The sequence below is a fragment of the Thalassobacter sp. HA4-2 genome (genome assembly GCF_055693705.1).
Map to the genome: position 1 here is coordinate 34,793 of NZ_JBVFUK010000002.1, position 18,278 is coordinate 53,070.

General features: G+C 64.5%; 18 protein-coding genes and 1 pseudogene. 16 read left to right on the forward strand and 3 right to left on the reverse strand.

What is annotated here, in order from left to right:
* The first annotated feature begins 8 nt into the window (after window positions 1-8).
* Window positions 9-3,013, forward strand: a pseudogene (locus ACZ1G0_RS15575) (aminotransferase class III-fold pyridoxal phosphate-dependent enzyme).
* A gap of 6 nt (window positions 3,014-3,019) precedes the next feature.
* Here the strand turns inward: ACZ1G0_RS15575 and ACZ1G0_RS15580 are convergent.
* The gene (locus tag ACZ1G0_RS15580; protein WP_472737861.1) at window positions 3,020-4,252 is read right to left on the reverse strand and encodes a urate hydroxylase PuuD; all 1,233 of its coding nucleotides are present in this window, start codon (window positions 4,250-4,252) and stop codon (window positions 3,020-3,022) included.
* A 99-nt stretch (window positions 4,253-4,351) separates the two neighbouring features.
* Between ACZ1G0_RS15580 and ACZ1G0_RS15585 the strand changes: the two genes are divergently transcribed.
* The gene (locus ACZ1G0_RS15585) at window positions 4,352-5,260 is read left to right on the forward strand and encodes a LysR family transcriptional regulator (protein ID WP_472737862.1); all 909 of its coding nucleotides are present in this window, start codon (window positions 4,352-4,354) and stop codon (window positions 5,258-5,260) included.
* Here the strand turns inward: ACZ1G0_RS15585 and uraH are convergent.
* The gene (gene uraH / locus ACZ1G0_RS15590) at window positions 5,257-5,610 is read right to left on the reverse strand and encodes a hydroxyisourate hydrolase (RefSeq protein WP_472737863.1); all 354 of its coding nucleotides are present in this window, start codon (window positions 5,608-5,610) and stop codon (window positions 5,257-5,259) included. The genes ACZ1G0_RS15585 and uraH overlap by 4 nt on opposite strands.
* Before the next feature lie 146 nt (window positions 5,611-5,756).
* Between uraH and puuE the strand changes: the two genes are divergently transcribed.
* Genes puuE through ACZ1G0_RS15605 form a run of 3 tightly spaced genes read left to right on the forward strand, consistent with a single transcriptional unit; the run spans window position 5,757 to window position 9,109 of the window.
* Window positions 5,757-7,169: an allantoinase PuuE gene (gene puuE, locus ACZ1G0_RS15595; protein ID WP_472737864.1), complete on the forward strand. Its 1,413-nt coding sequence runs from the start codon at window positions 5,757-5,759 to the stop codon at window positions 7,167-7,169.
* On the forward strand, window positions 7,166-7,648 hold the full coding sequence (locus tag ACZ1G0_RS15600) for an ureidoglycolate lyase (protein WP_472737865.1): 483 nt from the start codon (window positions 7,166-7,168) through the stop codon (window positions 7,646-7,648). Before puuE ends, ACZ1G0_RS15600 begins: the two co-directional genes overlap by 4 nt.
* 45 nt (window positions 7,649-7,693) lie before the next feature.
* On the forward strand, window positions 7,694-9,109 hold the full coding sequence (locus tag ACZ1G0_RS15605) for a uracil-xanthine permease family protein (protein ID WP_472737866.1): 1,416 nt from the start codon (window positions 7,694-7,696) through the stop codon (window positions 9,107-9,109).
* Between the two features lie 71 nt (window positions 9,110-9,180).
* On the opposite strand, the gene ACZ1G0_RS15610 is transcribed toward ACZ1G0_RS15605, so the two are convergent.
* The gene (locus ACZ1G0_RS15610; RefSeq protein WP_472737867.1) at window positions 9,181-10,011 is read right to left on the reverse strand and encodes a bifunctional allantoicase/(S)-ureidoglycine aminohydrolase; all 831 of its coding nucleotides are present in this window, start codon (window positions 10,009-10,011) and stop codon (window positions 9,181-9,183) included.
* Between the two features lie 184 nt (window positions 10,012-10,195).
* Here ACZ1G0_RS15610 and ACZ1G0_RS15615 point away from each other — a divergent pair, with 184 nt between their 5' ends.
* From ACZ1G0_RS15615 to paaC, 11 genes are all read left to right on the forward strand, one after another.
* Entirely contained in the window at window positions 10,196-10,450 is a 255-nt protein-coding gene (locus tag ACZ1G0_RS15615; RefSeq protein ID WP_472737868.1) for a DUF6522 family protein, read from the forward strand.
* Window positions 10,451-10,537: 87 nt separating this feature from the next.
* Entirely contained in the window at window positions 10,538-11,719 is a 1,182-nt protein-coding gene (locus tag ACZ1G0_RS15620) for an acetyl-CoA acetyltransferase (RefSeq protein WP_472737869.1), read from the forward strand.
* Window positions 11,716-13,278, forward strand: a complete 1,563-nt coding sequence (locus ACZ1G0_RS15625) for an acyl-CoA synthetase (protein WP_472737870.1) — start codon at window positions 11,716-11,718, stop codon at window positions 13,276-13,278. Before ACZ1G0_RS15620 ends, ACZ1G0_RS15625 begins: the two co-directional genes overlap by 4 nt.
* Window positions 13,278-13,901: a hypothetical protein gene (locus ACZ1G0_RS15630; RefSeq protein WP_472737871.1), complete on the forward strand. Its 624-nt coding sequence runs from the start codon at window positions 13,278-13,280 to the stop codon at window positions 13,899-13,901. The genes ACZ1G0_RS15625 and ACZ1G0_RS15630 overlap by 1 nt, the downstream gene beginning before the upstream one ends.
* Before the next feature lie 5 nt (window positions 13,902-13,906).
* A complete protein-coding gene (locus ACZ1G0_RS15635; RefSeq protein ID WP_472737872.1) occupies window positions 13,907-14,107 on the forward strand; it encodes a hypothetical protein in 201 nt (66 codons plus the stop codon).
* A 52-nt stretch (window positions 14,108-14,159) separates the two neighbouring features.
* Window positions 14,160-14,381 (forward strand): type II toxin-antitoxin system CcdA family antitoxin, encoded by a 222-nt coding sequence (locus ACZ1G0_RS15640; RefSeq protein WP_472737873.1) that lies wholly within the window; start codon window positions 14,160-14,162, stop codon window positions 14,379-14,381.
* Window positions 14,382-14,384: 3 nt separating this feature from the next.
* Window positions 14,385-14,678, forward strand: a complete 294-nt coding sequence (locus ACZ1G0_RS15645) for a CcdB family protein (protein WP_472737874.1) — start codon at window positions 14,385-14,387, stop codon at window positions 14,676-14,678.
* A 290-nt stretch (window positions 14,679-14,968) separates the two neighbouring features.
* Window positions 14,969-16,171 (forward strand): 3-oxoadipyl-CoA thiolase, encoded by a 1,203-nt coding sequence (gene pcaF / locus ACZ1G0_RS15650; protein WP_472737875.1) that lies wholly within the window; start codon window positions 14,969-14,971, stop codon window positions 16,169-16,171.
* Window positions 16,172-16,188: 17 nt separating this feature from the next.
* The gene (paaA, locus tag ACZ1G0_RS15655; RefSeq protein WP_472737876.1) at window positions 16,189-17,166 is read left to right on the forward strand and encodes a 1,2-phenylacetyl-CoA epoxidase subunit PaaA; all 978 of its coding nucleotides are present in this window, start codon (window positions 16,189-16,191) and stop codon (window positions 17,164-17,166) included.
* The gene (gene paaB / locus ACZ1G0_RS15660; protein ID WP_472737877.1) at window positions 17,163-17,501 is read left to right on the forward strand and encodes a 1,2-phenylacetyl-CoA epoxidase subunit PaaB; all 339 of its coding nucleotides are present in this window, start codon (window positions 17,163-17,165) and stop codon (window positions 17,499-17,501) included. The genes paaA and paaB overlap by 4 nt, the downstream gene beginning before the upstream one ends.
* On the forward strand, window positions 17,501-18,277 hold the full coding sequence (gene paaC / locus ACZ1G0_RS15665; protein WP_472737878.1) for a 1,2-phenylacetyl-CoA epoxidase subunit PaaC: 777 nt from the start codon (window positions 17,501-17,503) through the stop codon (window positions 18,275-18,277). Before paaB ends, paaC begins: the two co-directional genes overlap by 1 nt.
* Window position 18,278: the final 1 nt, after the last annotated feature.

Genomic DNA, 18,278 nt, shown 5'->3' on the forward strand with positions numbered 1-18,278 from the left:
CAAGGACAATGACGATCGAGACTGCCTTTTGGCAAACCGCATTGAAAGATCATTGGGGGATCCATGCCTCCCTGACCAAGCTGGCCGGGGAATATGATCTGAACTTCGCGGTAGAGGGACCCGATACAGCCGGGTTTATCCTGAAGGTCATGCGGCCCGGATGCGCCGCCGATCTGGTGGCCATGCAGATCGCGGCCTTGGATCATCTTGCCACGACCGCGCCGAACGTGCCCTGCCCCAAGGTTGTTCCGGCGTTGAACACGGCCACAATGGTCGAGGTGCCGGATGCGGACGGGACCCTCGGCTGGCATGGCTTCTGACCCGGTTGCCGGGCCGGTGCTATGCGCAGACGCGGCCCAAAACGCCACGCCTGATCCATGAGGTTGGGGAAACCCTCGGGGCCTCGGCCAAGGCGCTGGCGACGTTCGATCACCCTGCCCTGACCCGGGATTTCAAGTGGAACCTGACCCGCGCGGACTGGATTGCGGACCACGTTGATTGCATCACGGACCCCGCCCGACAGACCCTGATCCAGGACATCCACGCGGGGTTCGCCGCGATCAAGCCGGCCCTCGCCGCCCTGCCCCATCAGGCGATCCACAACGACGCGAACGATTACAACATTCTGGTCGATGGCGGGCTGGAGGATGTGCCCCATGTCTCGGGGTTGATCGACCTGGGCGATATGTGCGCCGCCCCGCGCATCTGCGATCTGGCGATTGCCGGGGCCTACATCGTGCTGGATCACCCCGCGCCAGAGGCAGCACTCGCCGCACTTGTGGCGGGCTATCACGGGGCCTATCCCCTGACCGCCGCCGAGGTGGACCTGATCTGGCCCCTGCTGCGCGCGCGTCTGGCCGTCAGCGTGGTCAATTCCACCCTAGAGGCCGCCCGGAACGACGACCCATACGTCACCATCAGTCAGGCCCCCGCATGGCGGTTTCTGGAGCGCACGGAGCTTCACACCGGTCTGCTGACTGCTCGCCTGCGCGCGGCCTGTGGCCTGCCCGTGGTCGAGGGGGCGGACCGGGTCATGGCGTGGCTGGACCAAAGCCGGGGCAGCTTTGCCCCGCTCATGGGACGGGATCTGTCGGATGTCCCCATGGGGACACTGGCGGTGGAACATTCGGCAGAGCCTCAGAACCCCTTTGACCTGCCCATCGCAGAGGCCGCCCGGATCGGCGCGCACCACGGCACCGGCGACGACTGGTGGCTGGGCTACTACCACGAGCCGCGCCTGATCTACACCGCCCCCGCCTTTCGCAAAGGCCCCTACAAGGCCAGCGACCGGCGCACGGTCCATTTGGCGGTGGATGTCTTTGCCCCCGCGGGCACCCCGATCCACGCCCCGCTGGAGGGGACGGTTTTCATAGCCGAATACAGGGCAGGGCATCTGGACTACGGGGGCACGATCATCCTGCGCCACGAGACCCCACAGGGGGATCCGTTTTATACTCTATACGGCCATTTAGACCCTGAATTCAGCGACCGCCTGACCCCCGGGGATACCATCGCCAAGGGGCAGGCGTTCTGCCGTTTGGGCGACCCGACCCAGAACGGCGGATGGGCGCCCCATGTCCACTTTCAACTGGCCCTGACCACCGAAGGGATCGAGGCCGATTGGCCCGGTGTGGGCGACCCGGACGAGATGTACCTGTGGCGTGCGGTTTGCCCGAATCCGGCGGCTCTGATGAACCTCGATGACGTTAAGGTTTTGTTCACACCTGTGAACAAGGCGGCTGTGACCCAGGGCCGAAAGGATCATTTCGGCGGCAACCTGTCCCTGACCTACCGTGATCCGGTGATGCTGTTGCGCGGGTGGCGGCACCACCTGTTTGACGAATGGGGGCGGCCCTATCTGGACGCCTACAACAACGTGCCCCACGTGGGCCACGCGCACCCCCGGATCCACGCAGTCGCGGCGGATCAGTTGCGGCGCATGAACTCCAACACCCGCTATCTGCACCCGGCCCAGACCGCCTTTGCCGAGGAAATCCTGCGCCATATGCCCGACCACCTGACGGTCTGCTACTTTGTCAATTCCGGGTCCGAGGCGAACGAGCTGGCCCTGCGACTGGCCCGCGCCCATACGGGGGCCAAGGGGATGGTGACGCCCGATCACGGGTATCACGGGAACACCACGGGGGCGGTCGATATCTCGGCCTATAAATTCGCCAAACCCGGCGGGGTGGGGCAGGCGGACTGGGTCGCGCTGGTGGATATCCCCGACGATTATCGCGGGGCGTTCAGGCGCGATGACCCGGACCGGGGCGCCAAGTTCGCAGCCCAGGTGGACGGGGCGATTGCGTCCCTCGGGGCGCAGGGTGTGGCCGGGTTCATCGCGGAAACCTTCCCCTCTGTGGGCGGGCAGATCATCCCGCCGCCGGGCTATCTGGCCGGGGTCTATGACCGTATCCGCAGGGCAGGGGGTGTCTGCATTGCCGACGAGGTGCAGACCGGGCTGGGCCGTCTGGGGGATCACTACTTCGGCTTTGAACACCAAGGGGTCGCCCCGGATATGGTCGTGCTGGGCAAGCCCATTGGCAACGGCCACCCCTTGGGCGTTGTCGTGACCACCCGGGCCATTGCGGAGAGTTTCGACAACGGGATCGAGTTCTTTTCCACCTTCGGCGGGTCCACCCTGTCGTGTCGCATCGGCACAGAGGTGCTGCGGATTGTCGAAGACGAAGGCCTGCAAGACAACGCCCGCACCGTGGGCAACCACCTGCTGGCGGGCTTGCGCGACCTACAGACCCGGCACGGCTGTATCGGGGATGTGCGGGGCATGGGGCTGTTCATCGGGGTCGAGATGATCGCGCCGGACGGGTCCGAGGGCACGGCGATCTGCGCCTATGTCAAGAACCGGATGCGCGACCACCGGATCCTGATCGGCAGCGAGGGGCCCAAGGACAACGTCCTGAAAATCCGCCCGCCCCTGACCATCGACCAGCAGGACGCGGATATGATCCTGCATGTGATGGAGGACATCTGCGGCGAGATAGGTGCGCTTTGACAGGGCCTAGTTTGCGCGGACCTCGCGCACCCATGTGACGATGGCGCGGCGCGCCTCGTCGTCCATTTGGACGGCGTTGGGGGGTGGCATGGCGTGGCTGACGCCCGATTGCAGGTAGATGGCGCTGGCGTGGCGGGCGACGTCGCTGGGGGTTTCAAGGTGCACGCCCTTGGGGGCCCATTGCATGTTGCCCCAGACAGGTTCGCGCGCATGGCACATGGAACAATTGCCCAGCACCGCGTCGTAGGCGGCGTCGAAGCCTTCGGCACTGGCGTAGCGCGCCTCATAGGGGGTGAGGGGGCGGGCGTCCGCCTCTTCCCAGGTGTCGTGGCCGGGGTTGGTGGACAGCCACGCGATGGCCAGCATCAGGATGACCGTCGCGCCCCAAGTCCACGAGGGCCCGGACCCGGTGCGGTGCATGGTGTTGAAATAGTGCCGGATCGTGACCCCGGTCAGAAAGATCAGCGATGCGATGATCCAGGCGTATTCCGTGCCAAAGGCCAGGGGGTAGTGGTTGGACAGCATCAGAAAGACCACGGGCAACGTAAGGTAGTTGTTGTGGGTGGACCGCACCTTGGCGATCTTGCCGTACTTGGGGTCAGGTTTGCGCCCGGCCTTCAGGTCGGCCACGACGATGCGCTGGTTCGGCATGATCTGAAAGAACACGTTTGCGGTCATGATCGTGGCGGTGAAGGCCCCAAGGTGCAGCAGCGCCGCGCGGCCCGTGAAGATCTGGTTGTATCCCCAGGACATCGCCACCAGAATGACGAACAGCAGCAGCATCAGAGCCGTGGGTGTGTCCGCCAGTCGGGATTTGCACATGGCATCATAAAGCAGCCAGCCGATGGTCAGGGACCCCGCCGAGATGGCGATGCCCTGCCACAGGCTCAGGTCGGCCTTGGTGGGGTCCAGCAGGTACAACTCTCCGCCGACCCAATAGATGATGGCCAGCAGGGCCGCGCCGGACAGCCATGTGCTGTAACTTTGCCATTTGTGCCAGGTCAGGTGTTCGGGCATCCGCGCGGGGGCGACCATGTATTTCACTGTGTGGTAGAAGCCGCCGCCGTGGACCTCCCACTCCTCGCCGCTGGCCCCTTCGGGCAGGGCGTCGTTGGGTTTCAGCATCAGGTCAAGGGCGATGAAATAGAAGGACGCGCCGATCCACGCCATTGCGGTGATGACATGCAGCCAGCGCACGGAAAACGCGATCCAATCCCAGAAAATGGCCAAATCGTACATGGGGTCCCTCCGAATACCTGTGGTTGAGGTCACCCTATGCGGGTGCCGATTGTTCTGCTATGGCACAGGTAGACCAAGCAGCATCAAAAAATCCGAATAATGTCCTATCTCGATAATATCCGCACCTTTGTCCGTGTCTACGAGTTGGGCAGCATGTCTGCTGCCGGGCGCGACTTGCGGATTTCGCCTGCGGTGACGTCTTCGCGGATCTCCCAGCTGGAGGAACATCTGGGCGTCCGGTTGTTCCAGCGCACCACCCGCAGCCTTGCGCCCACGGATCAGGGCAAGACCTTCTTTGGGGCTGCGTGCGAGGTGTTGGAGGCCGTGGAGAACGCCGAGGCGCAGGTCAGCAATATGACCGACAATCCCAAAGGATCTTTGTATGTGGCGGCGCCCTTGGGGGTCGGGCGGCGTCTGATTGCGCCCCAGGTGCCGGGGTTTCTGGCCCTCTACCCCGAGGTGGCGGTGCGCCTGCGCTTGACTGACCGCAAGGTGGACCTGACGACCGAAGGGCTGGATCTGGCGTTCTTTCTGGGCAAGCCCGAGGACAGCAACCTGAGGATCCGCAAGATTGCCGATGTGCGCCGGGTCCTGTGCGCGGCCCCGGCCTATATCGCGCGGCGGGGCAACCCGGCGGATGGTGCGGCGCTGGTGGCGGACAATCATGAGTGTCTGAACCTGCGTTTTCCCGGGGCGACCGAGTTCCAGTGGCGTCTGGTCACGGGCGAGGGGCCCAAGCGGTTTCGCGTGCAGGGGCGCTACGAATCCGATGACGGGGGCGTTTTGACGGATTGGGCGCTGGCGGGGCAGGGGATCGCCATGAAGCCTGTCTTTGAAGTGGCAGAGCATTTGCGCAACGGCACCCTGGTCGAGGTCTGCGCCGCCACCCCGCCCGAACCGATCCAGATGGCCTGTCTGTTCACCCACAGAAAAAGGCAGGACCCAAAGACCCGCCTTTTCATGGAATATGTGATCGAAAAGATCGCGGATGTGATCCGCGCGGACTAGCTGCCGCGATAGGTGGAATAGCCGAAGGGCGACAGCAACAGGGGCACGTGGTAGTGCGACGCCTCGGACATGCCGAACCGCAGGGGCACGATATCCAGAAAGCGGGGGTCCTCGGCCGGGGTGCCGGTGGCGGTCAGGTAGTCGCCTGCGTGAAACACCAGCTCGTAGGTGCCGGTCTGAAACTCGGACGCGGGCAGGATCTGTGCGTCCGTCCGCCCGTCGTCATTGGTGGTCAGGGTCTTGAGGTGGGTGCGGGTGTCGCCCTCGATCCGGAACAGCTCGATCTTCAGGCCTTGGGCCGGGCAGCCGCGCGCCGTGTCTAGGACGTGTGTTGTTAGAAAACCGCTCATGAAATCCTCCGTTTCGCTGGGGGCTGTGTGCCAGACGGGCGCAGGGTCGGCAAATCACGATCCACAAGAGGCTGTGTTCTGGTTTTTTTGAAAAACAAATGGATTGTATTGATCTATGCAGAGATACGATGTGAAAGGATGCCCCCGTGACCCGTTACCCCCGCGACTTGACCGGATATGGACCCACACCCCCCGCAGTGACTTGGCCCGGTGGGGCAAAGATCGCCGTACAGATCGTGTTGAACTACGAAGAGGGGGGCGAGAACAACATCCTGCACGGGGACCCCGCGTCCGAGGCGTTTTTGTCCGAAATCACCGGGGCCGCCCCATGGCCGGGGCAGCGGCACTGGAACATGGAATCAATCTATGAATACGGCGCGCGGGCCGGGTTCTGGCGCGTGCACCGGATGCTGTCTGACCTGCCGGTGACGGTCTACGGCGTGGCCACGGCGCTGGCGCGGTCGCCGGAACAGGTGGCGGCGATGAAGGCGGCGGGCTGGGAAATCGCGTCCCACGGCCTGAAATGGATCGAACACAAGGATATGTCGGCGGAGGAGGAGCGCGCCCAGATCCGCGCCGCCATCGCCCTGCACACCGAAGTCACAGGCACCCCGCCGCGCGGCTGGTACACAGGCCGCTGTTCCATGAACACCGTGGATCTGGCGGCGGCCGAGGGTGAATTTGCCTATATCGCCGACAGCTATGCTGATGATCTGCCCTATTGGACCCGCGCCGGGGGCAAGGATCAGTTGATCGTGCCCTACACCATGGATTGCAACGACATGCGGTTTGCGATTCAGGCGGGCTATACCAATGGGGACCAGTTCGAAAGCTACCTGAAGGACAGCTTTGACATGCTCTATGCCGAAGGGCAGGGGGGCCGCCCGTCGATCCTGTCCATCGGTCTGCACTGCCGCCTGATTGGCCGCCCCGGTCGCGCCATGGCGTTGCAGCGCGCTTTGGCGCATTTTCAGGCCCACGAGGGGGTCTGGTTCGCCACCCGGGAACAGATCGCCGATCACTGGGCCGCACACCATCCGCCCGTGGCGCGGCTGCGTCCGTCCGAAATGGACAAGGCGACCTTTGTGGCGGAATTCGGCGGCATCTTCGAACATTCGCCCTGGATTGCCGAGGCCGCCCATGGGTTGGAGCTTGGCCCCGCCCACGACAGTGCTGCCGGGGTGCACAATGCGCTGGCCCGGGTGTTCCGCAGCGGCACCGAGGAACAGCGTCTGGGCGTGTTGACCGCGCACCCGGATCTGGCGGGCAAGCTGGCCGCCGCAGGGCAGCTGACGGCAGAGAGCACGGCGGAGCAGGCGGGCGCGGGGCTGGACCTGTTGACCGACGCCGAGCGCGCCACCTTCCAGGGCCTGAACGCGGAGTATGTGGCGCGTCACGGCTTTCCCTTCATCATCGCCGTCAAGGACAACGACAAGGCCAGCATCCTGGCCGCCTTTCACCGCCGGATCGGCAACGACCGCGCCACCGAGTTTGCCGAGGCCTGCCGTCAGGTCGAACGCATCGCAGAGCTGCGCCTGATCGAGAAGCTGGGCCAATGAGCGGCGTTCTGAAAGCCGTCCCCATCACGGCGGGTGCCATCGCCGGTCTGGCCGAATTGATCGAGGCGGCGGGCCCCCCGGACAAGATGATCAATCAGGGCCAATGCGGCCGGTTCCACGACCGCGCAACCCTGGACATCGAAGGGGCCGCGGGCATCAGCGTGTTTCAATCCGCCTCCTTCGCCCTGCCGTTCCGCATGGAGATGATGGAACGGCACCCCCTTGGCAGCCAAGCCTTTCTGCCCCTGCAGCAGGGCGAATATCTGGTGGTGTTGGCCGAGGACAAGGACAACGCCCCCCATGCCCCGCGCGCCTTCATCGCCGGGGCAGGGCAGGGGGTCAACATCGGGCGCAACGTCTGGCACGGGGTCCTGTGCCCCCTGTCGGACCCGGGCCTGTTCATGGTCGTGGACCGGGTCAGTGACGGCCCGAACCTAGAGGAACATTGGTTCGACCGGCCAATCCTTATCGAAAGATAAACGCCCCTTGGGAGGGGGGCGCATCACAAAAAGGGAGGCATACATATGTCAGATTCAACCATCGGGACGCCAGAACAGCTGCGCGATCCCAACTATACCCCACCCTTGGCCAAGGCGGTGCCCTTGGGCATTCAGCACGTCCTGGCGATGTTCGTGTCCAATGTGACACCGGCCATCATCATTTGCGGGGCCGCCGGTTTCGGCTTTGGCTCCAACAGCCCGGACTTTCCGCAGATGATCTACATGATCCAGATGTGCATGTTCTTTGCGGGCGTTGGCACGTTGTTGCAGACGGTCACGCTGGGCCCGATCGGTGCCAGTCTGCCCATCGTGCAGGGCACGTCCTTTGCGTTTATCCCGATCATGATCCCGCTGGTGGCGGGCAAGGGCGTGGACGCCATTGCGGTCGTCATGGGCGGGGTCATCGTGGGCGGCCTGTTCCATGCGGTTCTGGGCCTGTTCATCGGCAAGATCCGCTTTGCCTTGCCGCCGCTGGTCACGGGCCTTGTGGTCACGATGATCGGTCTGGCGCTGGTCAAGGTTGGCATCCAATACGCCGCGGGCGGCGTGCCTGCCATCGGGACAGAGGCCTATGGGTCGCTGATCAACTGGTCCATGGCCCTGATCGTGATCGTGGTCACACTGGGGCTGAAGTTCTTTGCCCGGGGCATGCTGTCGGTGTCGGCGGTGCTGATTGGCCTGTTGGTCGGTTACGCCTATGCCTTCATGATCGGTGAAGTCAGCCTGGCCAACGTGGGCCGCGCGGCCGCCTTTGCCCTGCCCAACCCGTTCCACTTTGGCGTGGAATTCACCGCTGCTGCCATCATCGGGTTCTGCCTGATGTCCTTCATCTCGGCCATCGAGACTGTGGGCGACGTATCGGGCATCACCAAGGGCGGCGCGGGCCGCGAGGCGACCGACAAGGAGATCCAGGGCGCGACCTATGCGGACGGTGTCGGATCTGCCATTTCGGGGATGTTCGGGGCCCTGCCCAACACGTCCTTCAGCCAGAACGTGGGCCTGATTGCCATGACAGGTGTCATGAGCCGCCATGTCGTGACCATCGGTGCGATTTTCCTGATCCTCGCCGGGCTGGTGCCCAAGGTGGGTGCCGTCGTATCCTCGGTCCCGATCGAGGTGCTGGGCGGTGGTGTGATCGTCATGTTCGGCATGGTGGTCGCCGCCGGTATCTCGATGCTGTCTGACGTGGAATGGAACCGCCGCAACATGGTGATCTTTGCGATCTCTTTGTCTGTGGGTCTGGGCCTGCAACAAGAACCCGGCGCACTGCAGCATATTGAAGGCACGATCAAGATCCTGCTGACCTCGGGCCTGTTGCCCGCGGCCCTGCTGGCCATCGTGTTGAACCTGATCCTACCACAAGAGCTGTCGGACGAAGCGACCGAGGAAGTGTCCGGCGGCATGTCCGGTCACGGGTCAGGATCCCTGCCGGGGGAATAATCCCGGCCCGATCCGCAAAATGAAAGGCCCGGTCGCTGTGACCGGGCCTTTTTCGTGGTGTCAGTGTCGCGCTAGCGGTGGGACAGGCGCAGACCCATGTGGCGGTTGACGTCCTTGTACAGCAGATAGCGGAACCGCCCCGGGCCGCCTGCGTAACAGGCCTGCGGGCAGAAGGCGCGCAGCCACATGTAATCGCCCGCCTCGACCTCGACCCAGTCGTTGTTCAGGTTGTAGACCGCCTTGCCCTCCAGCACGTACAGCCCGTGCTCCATCACGTGGGTTTCCAGAAACGGGATCACGCCGCCCGGCTCGAACGTGACGATGGTGACATGCATGTCGTGGCGCAGGTCGCTGGGGTCCACAAAGCGGGTCGTGGCCCATTTGCCGTCAGTGTCCGGCATGACCGTGGGGGCGATGTCCTGTTCGTTCAGGACCAGCGGGTCAGGGGCGGGCAGGCCCGGCACAGCCTCGTAGGCTTTGCGCACCCAGTGGAACCGCAGCATCTCGTCCGTGCGGTTGTGCAGGGACCAGTTGGCCCCGGGGGGGATGTAGGCATAGCCCCCCTCGGTCATCCGGTGGTCCGTGCCTTCGAGGGTCAGGGTGGCCTGCCCCTCGACCACGAACAGCACGCCTTGCGCCTCTGGGTCCAGTTCGGGGCGATCCGATCCACCGCCGGGCGACACCTCCATGATGTATTGCGAGAAGGTCTCGGCAAACCCGCTCAGGGGCCGCGCGATCACCCACAGGCGGGTGTTGTCCCAGAACGGCAGAAAGCTGGTCACGATATCGCGCATCGTCCCCTTGGGGATCACGGCATAGGCGTCGGTGAAGATGGCGCGGTCCGTCAGCAGTTGGCGCTGGTCCGGGTGGCCGCCGTGGGGGGCAAAGTACTTTGCAGACATGGGATCTCCGTCAGGTGAGGGTCGGCCGAGTATGGCGCGCCGGGTGCAGCTGCACCAACCGGGAAAGGCCAACAGCACTGTTAGGCGTTTTTTGAAAATGCTGTCGTTTGTCAACACAACCGCGCGGGGGACTTTGCCCGGTGGGGTGCATTTGCTAGAGCATCGGTAACGACGTGGAGGGGCTATGAAAATCGACATGACCACCGGACAGCCGGTCATTGATGCCGCAGACCTCGGCCCCCTGCTGGGTCTGGATCCCGCCGAGGTGCAGGCCCAGATGCGCGCGGGCGGGATCACCAGCGTCCACGAGATGGGCCAGGATGACCACGCGGGCCGCTTTCGCCTGACCTTCAGCCATGGGGGCAGGCGGGTGCAACTGACCTGTCTGCTGGACGGCACGGTGATCAGCACGGTCAAGACGGATGCAAAGCCGAGCTGACCCGGCCTGTGTTTATCATTGCCGCCCCCCATCCCGGGCACTAGCCTGTCCTCAACACGTGCCAACCTTTGGGAGGAGGGAGAGACCATGACACAGGATCGCAACGGGGCCGTTATCGTCGGCTGGGCACACAGCCCCTTCGGCAAGCTGGAGGCCCCGGATATCGAGGCGCTGTTTGCCAGTGTCGGCACAGCGGCGCTGGACCATGCTGGCATCGACGCGCAAGACGTGGATCTGGTGACGGTGGGGGTCCTGAACTCTGGCTTCTCAAAGCAGGGGTTCGAGGCGGGTCTGGTCTCGCTGGCCGTCCCGGGGCTGGAGCATGTGCCCGCCCTGCGCACGGAAAACGCCTGCGCCACAGGCTCGGCGGCGCTGTACACCGCCATTGATGCCATCGAGGCGGGCCGCGCCCGGGTGGCCCTGGTCATGGGGGCCGAAAAGATGAGCGCGACCCCCACGGCAGAGGTGGGCGACATCCTGCTGTCCGCGTCCTACCGACCAGAGGAGGCCGGGCTGCCCGCAGGCTTTGCCGGGATTTTCGGGCAGATCGCGGACCGCTATTTCCAAAAGTACGGCGACAAATCCGAAGAGCTGGCCATGATCGCCGCCAAGAACCACGCCAACGGCATGGGCAACCCCTACGCCCAAATGCGCAAGGATTTCGGCGTGGCTTTCTGCAACACCGTGTCCGACAAGAACCCCAAGGTGGCCGGCCCCCTGCGCCGCACCGATTGCAGCCTTGTGTCCGACGGGGCGGCGGCGCTGATCGTCACCGACCGCGCCACCGCCGAAGGGTTGGCCCGCGCCATCGCCTTTCGCGCCCGGTCCCACCAGAACGACATTTTCCCCCTGTCGCGCCGGGACGTGACCGCCTTTGACGGGGCGCGGCGGGCGTGGGACGCGGCCAAGGCCAGCGCCGGGGTGACACTGGACGACCTGTCATTGGTGGAAACCCACGACTGCTTCACCATGGCCGAGATGATCGAGTACGAGGCCATGGGGCTGGCAAAACCCGGCGAGGGGTGGAAGGTCATCCGCGAAGGGATCAGCACCAAGGACGGCGCGCTGCCCGTGAACCCCTCGGGCGGACTGAAATCCAAGGGGCACCCCATCGGGGCCACGGGCGTGTCCATGCACGTCATGGCCGCGATGCAACTGATGGGCGAGGCGGGCGACATGCAGATCGCAGACGCCAATCTGGCGGGCGTGTTCAACATGGGCGGCGCGGCTGTCACCAACTACGTCTCGATCATGGAGCGTGTGAAATGATCATGGCCCCGGTCTCGACCCGGACGATGAACCTTGGCCATTTGGTGGAACAACAGGCCCGGCGACTGGCGGATCACCCGGCCTTTATCTGGGGCGACCAGACTTGGACATGGGCGGAGTTGAACACCCGGGTGGGGGCCATGGCCGCCGTGTTTGCCGATCACGGGGTGGGCAAGGGCGACCGCGTGCTGGTCCAGTCCCGCAACAACAACCAGATGTTCGAAAGCATGTTTGCCTGTTTCCGTCTGGGGGCGGTCTGGGTGCCTGCGAATTTCCGCGGCGCGCCCGATGATCTGGCCTGGATGGCGGAACTGTCGGGGGCCAAGCTGCTGTTGTGCGACGCGGCCTTTCCCGATCATGCGCGCGTGCCGGGGCCGGGGGCGGTTCTGGCCATCGGGGTCGCAGACTTCGCCCCTGATGTCGATCGCCTGATGGGGCAGGCGGGTGATCCGCCGCCCTTGGCCGTGGTGGACCGGGACGATCCGTGTTGGTTCTTTTTCACCTCCGGCACCTCCGGGCGGCCCAAGGCGTCGGTGCTGACCCATGGCCAGTTGGGCTTTGTGATCACCAACCACCTGTGCGATCTGGTCCCCGGCAGCACGCAGGCGGATGCGTCGCTGGTGGTGGCCCCCCTGTCCCACGGGGCTGGGATGCACCAGTTGATGATGGCCGCGCGCGGGGCGCCCACGATCCTGCCCACGGCGGCGCGGTTCGACACCGCCGAGATCTGGGATCTGGTGCAACGCTACCGCGTGACCAACATGTTCACCGTGCCCACGATCCTGAAACTGCTGGTCGAGGCGCCCGAGGTCGCGGCGGTCGATCATTCGTCCCTGCGCTACATCATCTATGCGGGCGCGCCCATGTACCGGACCGACCAGATCAAGGCGTTGCAAACGCTGGGCCCGGTGCTGGTGCAATACTTCGGGTTGGGCGAGGTCACGGGCAATATCACCGTTCTGCCCCCTGTGGCCCATTCCGTCACCGACACGGGCCGCGAAGGCACCTGCGGCTATGCCCGCACCGGCATGCAGGTGGAGATTCAGGCCGAGGATGGCACTCCTCTCGCCCCGGGCGAGACAGGCGAAATCTGCGTCACCGGGCCTGCGGTCTTTGCGGGCTATTGGCAGAACCCCAAGGCCAACGCCGAAAGTTTCCGCAACGGCATGTTCCGCACGGGCGATCTGGGGCACATGGACGCCGAGGGCTATGTCTACATCACCGGGCGGCAGTCGGACATGTACATCTCGGGCGGGTCCAACATCTATCCGCGCGAGATCGAGGAAAAGATCCTGCTGCACCCCGATGTGTCCGAGGTGGCGGTCTTTGGCATGCCCGACCCCAAGTGGGGCGAGATCGGCGTGGCCGTGGTGTCCCTGCACGGCGGCGGCACCTTGGCCCCCGAGGACCTGAAGGCGTTTCTGCAAGACAAGATCGCGGGCTACAAAATGCCCAAGGCCTTCCACGTCTGGGACGAAATCCCGAAATCGGGCTACGGCAAGATGGCCAAACGCCTTGTCCGGGCAGAGTTGGAGCGGCGCGCGGCGGAGGCCCCCTGATGCGCACCGTCGTGCACCCCGGCCCGGTGCGGCCCGCGCGCATGGACCTTGTGGCATGCGCCGGGCAACCGGTGGAGGTGACATTGCCCCCCGGCGTGCCCCTGGAACAGGCCGTGGCCGAGGCTTTGGCCCCCCATGATCTGGACAGCGCCTATCTGGAAATCACCGCCGCCCCGGTCGAGACCCTGCGCTACGTGATCCCGGCCCATGCCCCCGACGACACCCACGTCGCGTGGTATTCCGACACGCGCGGGTTCGAGGCGGGGCGCATGGATCGCCTTGGCATGATCGTGGGGCGGCACGGGGGCGCGTCGTTCCTGCACGGCCACGGCAGTTGGACACCCCAAGGGGGCGCGCAGGCCATGGGGCATATCCTCGCCCCCTTGACCGTTCTGTCCGCCCCCGTCACCGCCCGGGGGATCGGCCTGCGCGGGGCGCGGTTTGACCGTCGCACCGATGGGGAAACGAACTTTGATCTGTTCCACGTGGACCCGGTGGACCGGGTGGGCGCGGGGCAGGGGGGTACGCCGCCCTGCGCCTGTTGCCGAACCAGGATCTGGCGGGCGGGTTGGACACCGCCTGCGCGGCGCTCGGCTGGTCCTCGGCCCGGGCGTTTGGCGTAGGCAGCGTGAACACCGCCACCTTTGACGATGGCCGCCGCCTGACCAGCATGCCGACCGAGCTGTTGTTGACCGACGCCGTGACCGGGCAGGCGCCCGAGGTGCTGATCGTGGGCACCGATGGTACGGATATCCGCGCGGGGCGCTTGGCCCGGGGTGAAAACGCTGTGCTGGTCACAGCCGAGGTCGTGCTGCAACGGCTTTCGTGATCGCGCCGCCTGTGTTATACGCCCAGATCATACGTATGAAGCGGAGGGACAGATGGCCCGCGTCAAAGTCAACCTGACCTTGGATACCGAAGTGGCAGAGGCCGCCCGATCCGTGGGCCTGAACATGTCCCGCGTGGCCGAGGCCGCCATCGCAGAGGCCGCCAAGATCGAACGCAACCGCCAATGGCGCGCCGCCAACAGCGCCCAGATCGACGCCTACGCCGCAGAGGTCGCACGCGACGGGCTGCCCCTGTCCCGCTACCGGTCTTTTTGATCCATGGCGCAATTCGACGTCTATCGGCTGGACGGCGGGCAATTGGTGGTGGATCTGCAAACCGACCTGATCGGCATCGACGCCTCGCGCGTTGTGGCCCCTTTGCGCGACGGCAGCCGGTATGCGGCCTTTCCGGGCCTGACCCCGTCCGTCCTGTTCGAGGGTGCGCCGTGGATCGTGCGCGTGCAGGAGTTGGCCGCGGTGCCCGGCGCGGTGCTTGGCCCGCCCGTGGGGTCGCTGGCCCCGGATCGGGACGCCCTCAAACGCGCGCTGGATATCCTGATCGACGGGATCTAGGGGCGATCAACCTGTGCGGGGTCGCTGAACTGCGACGCTGAGATCCTCTGACGGGCGGCCTGTTGCCCGATTTCATGTATCATCCATCCGTGGAACATCGCGGCAGATGCCTTTCATCCGGCAAAGCAGCACTGGGTCATAAGGAAGGTTATGTGAAATAAATTGACTCACCCCTTCATAAAAGTTACGAGTTTGGCGTTTTTGCGAGAATACGTAACATTATCCTTGATCAAACCCGTTCGGAGGCATACACCGACCATACGGTCGACTAATCTTTGGGAGGATTCGCGATGGACGCATTGATATGTGACGGGGTGCGGACCCCGATTGGTCGCTACGGCGGTGCGTTGTCCTCGGTGCGCGCGGATGATCTGGCGGCCTTGCCCATTTCCGCCCTGATGGACCGCAATCCCAGTGTCGATTGGCAGGCCGTGGACGAAGTGATCTATGGTGCCGCCAATCAGGCCGGCGAAGACAATCGCAACGTCGCACGTATGGCCGCCCTGTTGGCGGGCCTGCCGCAGGATGTGCCAGGCACCACCATCAACCGCCTGTGTGCCAGTGGCATGGACGCCGTGGGCTTTGCCGCGCGGGGGATCAAGGCCGGTGACTACGACCTGACCATCGCGGGCGGCGTCGAAAGCATGAGCCGCGCACCCTTTGTCATGCCCAAGGCCACCAGTGCCTTTACGCGCGCCAACGCGGTCTATGACACGACCATTGGATGGCGGTTCGTGAACCCCAGGATGCAGGACCTTTATGGCACGGATTCCATGCCGCAAACGGCCGACAATGTTGCCGCCGACTACGATGTCAGTCGCGCGGATCAGGATGCCTTTGCCGCCCGGTCCCAGGCGCGTTGGGCGGCGGCCCATGACGCCGGGCTTTTCGCGGATGAGATCGTCCGCGTGTCCGTGCCGCAGCGCAGGGGCGACCCGATTGTTTTTGACACCGATGAACACCCCCGCCCCGGCACCGATGCCGCCAAGCTGTCCAAGCTGAAGGGCGTGAATGGTGCTGATCTGACCGTGACGGCGGGCAATGCCAGCGGTGTGAACGACGGTGCGGCGGCCTTGCTGATCGCGTCCGACGCGGCGGCCTCGGCCCACGGATTGACGCCCATGGCCCGCGTGGTCGCCATGTCGTCCGCCGGTGTCGCGCCCCGGATCATGGGGATCGGCCCCGCCCCCGCCAGCGAAAAGGTGCTGCGCCGGGCCGGTCTGACCATCGACCAGATGGACGTGATCGAGTTGAACGAAGCCTTTGCCAGTCAGGGCCTTGCGACCTTGCGTCAGCTTGGTGTGGCGGATGACGACCCTAGGGTAAACCCACAGGGCGGCGCGATTGCCATGGGGCATCCGCTGGGCATGTCCGGCGCGCGCCTTGTGCTGACGGCCGCGCATCAACTGAAACGGACAGCTGGCCGCTATGCCCTTTGCACGATGTGCGTCGGCGTGGGCCAGGGCACTGCACTTATTATCGAGCGCGTCTGAACCGGGAGGACAAAGACATGTATGCACAGATGGTGAAATCCGAAGCGACACAGGAAGATCCCGCCAAGCTGGCCGCCTTTCAGGCGCGCATCGACGCGGGCGAAAAGATTGAACCCAAGGACTGGATGCCCGCGGGCTATCGCAAGACGCTGATCCGCCAGATCGGGCAGCACGCGCATTCCGAAATCGTCGGCCAATTGCCCGAGGGCAACTGGATCACCCGCGCCCCGACGCTGGAACGCAAGGCGATCCTGCTGGCCAAGGTGCAGGACGAGGCGGGCCACGGGCTGTACCTGTATTGCGCCGCCGAAACGCTGGGCGTCAGCCGCGACGAGATGACGGAAATGCTGCTGGATGGGCGGATGAAGTATTCGTCTATCTTCAACTATCCCACCCTGACATGGGCCGACATGGGCGCCGTGGGCTGGTTGGTCGATGGGGCCGCGATCATGAACCAGGTGCCGTTGCAGCGCACATCCTATGGGCCCTATTCCCGGGCGATGATCCGCGTGTGCAAGGAGGAATCCTTTCACCAGCGGCAGGGCTATGCGGTGATGATGAAAATGGCCAACGGCACGCCCGCGCAAAAGAAGATGGCGCAGGATGCGTTGAACCGTCTGTGGTTCCCCTCGCTGATGATGTTCGGCCCCTCGGATGCGGACAGCACCCATTCCGAGCAGTCGATGAAATGGAAGATCAAGATGAACACCAATGACGAGCTGCGTCAGAAGTTCGTCGACCAGACCGTGCCACAGGCCGAATACCTTGGCCTGACGATCCCTGACCCGACCCTGAAATGGAACGAGGAAAAGGGCGGTTATGACTTTGCCGAACCCGATTGGGACGAGTTCTTCGAAGTGATCAAGGGCAACGGCCCGTGCAACACCGAACGCCTCGCCGCGCGCAATAAGGCGTGGGACGAGGGCAAATGGGTGCGCGAGGCGATGTTGGCCCACGCCCAGAAACGCAAGGCAGTAAAGGTGGCAGCAGAATGAGCTCTCCCGGTAACCTGTACCCCGACACACCCAAGGCAAACGACACCCCGAAGCGTCAGGAATGGCCCCTGTGGGAGGTGTTCATCCGTGGCCAGCACGGGTTGAACCACCGCCACGTCGGCAGCTTGCATGCGCCGGACGAGGAAATGGCGATCAAGAACGCCCGCGATGTCTATACCCGCCGCAACGAGGGCGTCAGCATCTGGGTGGTCGAGGCGCGGCACATCGCGGCCTCCAGCCCCTCGGACAAGGGCCCGTTGTATGAGCCGTCCGAAAGCAAGGTGTACCGTCACCCGACCTTCTTTGACATTCCCGAAGACGTGGGGGCGATGTGATGGCCCAGATGGCTCAAGTGGATCAAGCGCAGCTTTTTGAATTCCTGTGCCGCATGGGGGACAACACCCTCGTGCTGGGGCACCGGGTCAGCGAATGGTGTGGCCACGCCCCGGTGCTGGAGGAAGACATCGCGCTGGCCAACACCGCGCTGGACCTGATCGGCCAGACGCAGATGTGGCTGGGCCTTGCCGCCGAGGTCGAGGACAAGGGCCGCACGGCGGATGATCTGGCGATGCTGCGCGACGTCTGGGATTTCCGCAACGTGCTGTTGGTGGAACAACCCAACGGCGACTTTGGCCAGACGATCCTGCGGCAGTTCCTGTTTGACAGCTGGCATCTGGCGATGCTGACCGCTCTGACCAAATCGTCCCACGACCAGATCGCGGCGATTGCGGCCAAATCCATCAAGGAAGTGCAGTACCACGTCGAACGCTCTGGCGACACGGTCATCGCCCTTGGGGATGGCACCGCTGAAAGCCACGGGCGCATGCAAAAGGCCCTGACCCTTCTGTGGCCTTACGTGGGCGAAATGTTCGTGCCCGATGCCGTGGATACGGCCATGGCGCAGGCGGGCATTGCCCCGGATCTGACCCAGTTGCGCGACACCTATGACGCCCGCGTGGCGGCGGTTCTGGACGAGGCGACCCTTGTCGCGCCCAAGGGCGGCTTTGCCCACAAGGGCGGCAAGACCGGGTTTCAGCACAGCGAACACCTGGGCCATATGCTGACCCAGATGCAGTGGTTGCAGCGTGCCTACCCCGGGGCCCAGTGGTAAC

Bases quoted from the DNA above. Each gene is read 5' to 3' on its own strand.
- ACZ1G0_RS15580 (WP_472737861.1), bottom strand. From the start codon at position 4,252: ATGTACGATTTGGCCATTTTCTGGGATTGGATCGCGTTTTCCGTGCGC.
- paaA (WP_472737876.1), top strand. From the start codon at position 16,189: ATGTATGCACAGATGGTGAAATCCGAAGCGACACAGGAAGATCCCGCC.
- paaC (WP_472737878.1), top strand. From the start codon at position 17,501: ATGGCCCAGATGGCTCAAGTGGATCAAGCGCAGCTTTTTGAATTCCTG.
- ACZ1G0_RS15645 (WP_472737874.1), top strand. From the start codon at position 14,385: ATGGCGCAATTCGACGTCTATCGGCTGGACGGCGGGCAATTGGTGGTG.
- ACZ1G0_RS15640 (WP_472737873.1), top strand. From the start codon at position 14,160: ATGGCCCGCGTCAAAGTCAACCTGACCTTGGATACCGAAGTGGCAGAG.
- ACZ1G0_RS15630 (WP_472737871.1), top strand. From the start codon at position 13,278: ATGCGCACCGTCGTGCACCCCGGCCCGGTGCGGCCCGCGCGCATGGAC.
- uraH (WP_472737863.1), bottom strand. From the start codon at position 5,610: ATGAGCGGTTTTCTAACAACACACGTCCTAGACACGGCGCGCGGCTGC.
- paaB (WP_472737877.1), top strand. From the start codon at position 17,163: ATGAGCTCTCCCGGTAACCTGTACCCCGACACACCCAAGGCAAACGAC.
- ACZ1G0_RS15615 (WP_472737868.1), top strand. From the start codon at position 10,196: ATGAAAATCGACATGACCACCGGACAGCCGGTCATTGATGCCGCAGAC.
- ACZ1G0_RS15605 (WP_472737866.1), top strand. From the start codon at position 7,694: ATGTCAGATTCAACCATCGGGACGCCAGAACAGCTGCGCGATCCCAAC.
- ACZ1G0_RS15625 (WP_472737870.1), top strand. From the start codon at position 11,716: ATGATCATGGCCCCGGTCTCGACCCGGACGATGAACCTTGGCCATTTG.
- ACZ1G0_RS15600 (WP_472737865.1), top strand. From the start codon at position 7,166: ATGAGCGGCGTTCTGAAAGCCGTCCCCATCACGGCGGGTGCCATCGCC.
- ACZ1G0_RS15610 (WP_472737867.1), bottom strand. From the start codon at position 10,011: ATGTCTGCAAAGTACTTTGCCCCCCACGGCGGCCACCCGGACCAGCGC.
- pcaF (WP_472737875.1), top strand. From the start codon at position 14,969: ATGGACGCATTGATATGTGACGGGGTGCGGACCCCGATTGGTCGCTAC.
- ACZ1G0_RS15585 (WP_472737862.1), top strand. From the start codon at position 4,352: ATGTCCTATCTCGATAATATCCGCACCTTTGTCCGTGTCTACGAGTTG.
- ACZ1G0_RS15620 (WP_472737869.1), top strand. From the start codon at position 10,538: ATGACACAGGATCGCAACGGGGCCGTTATCGTCGGCTGGGCACACAGC.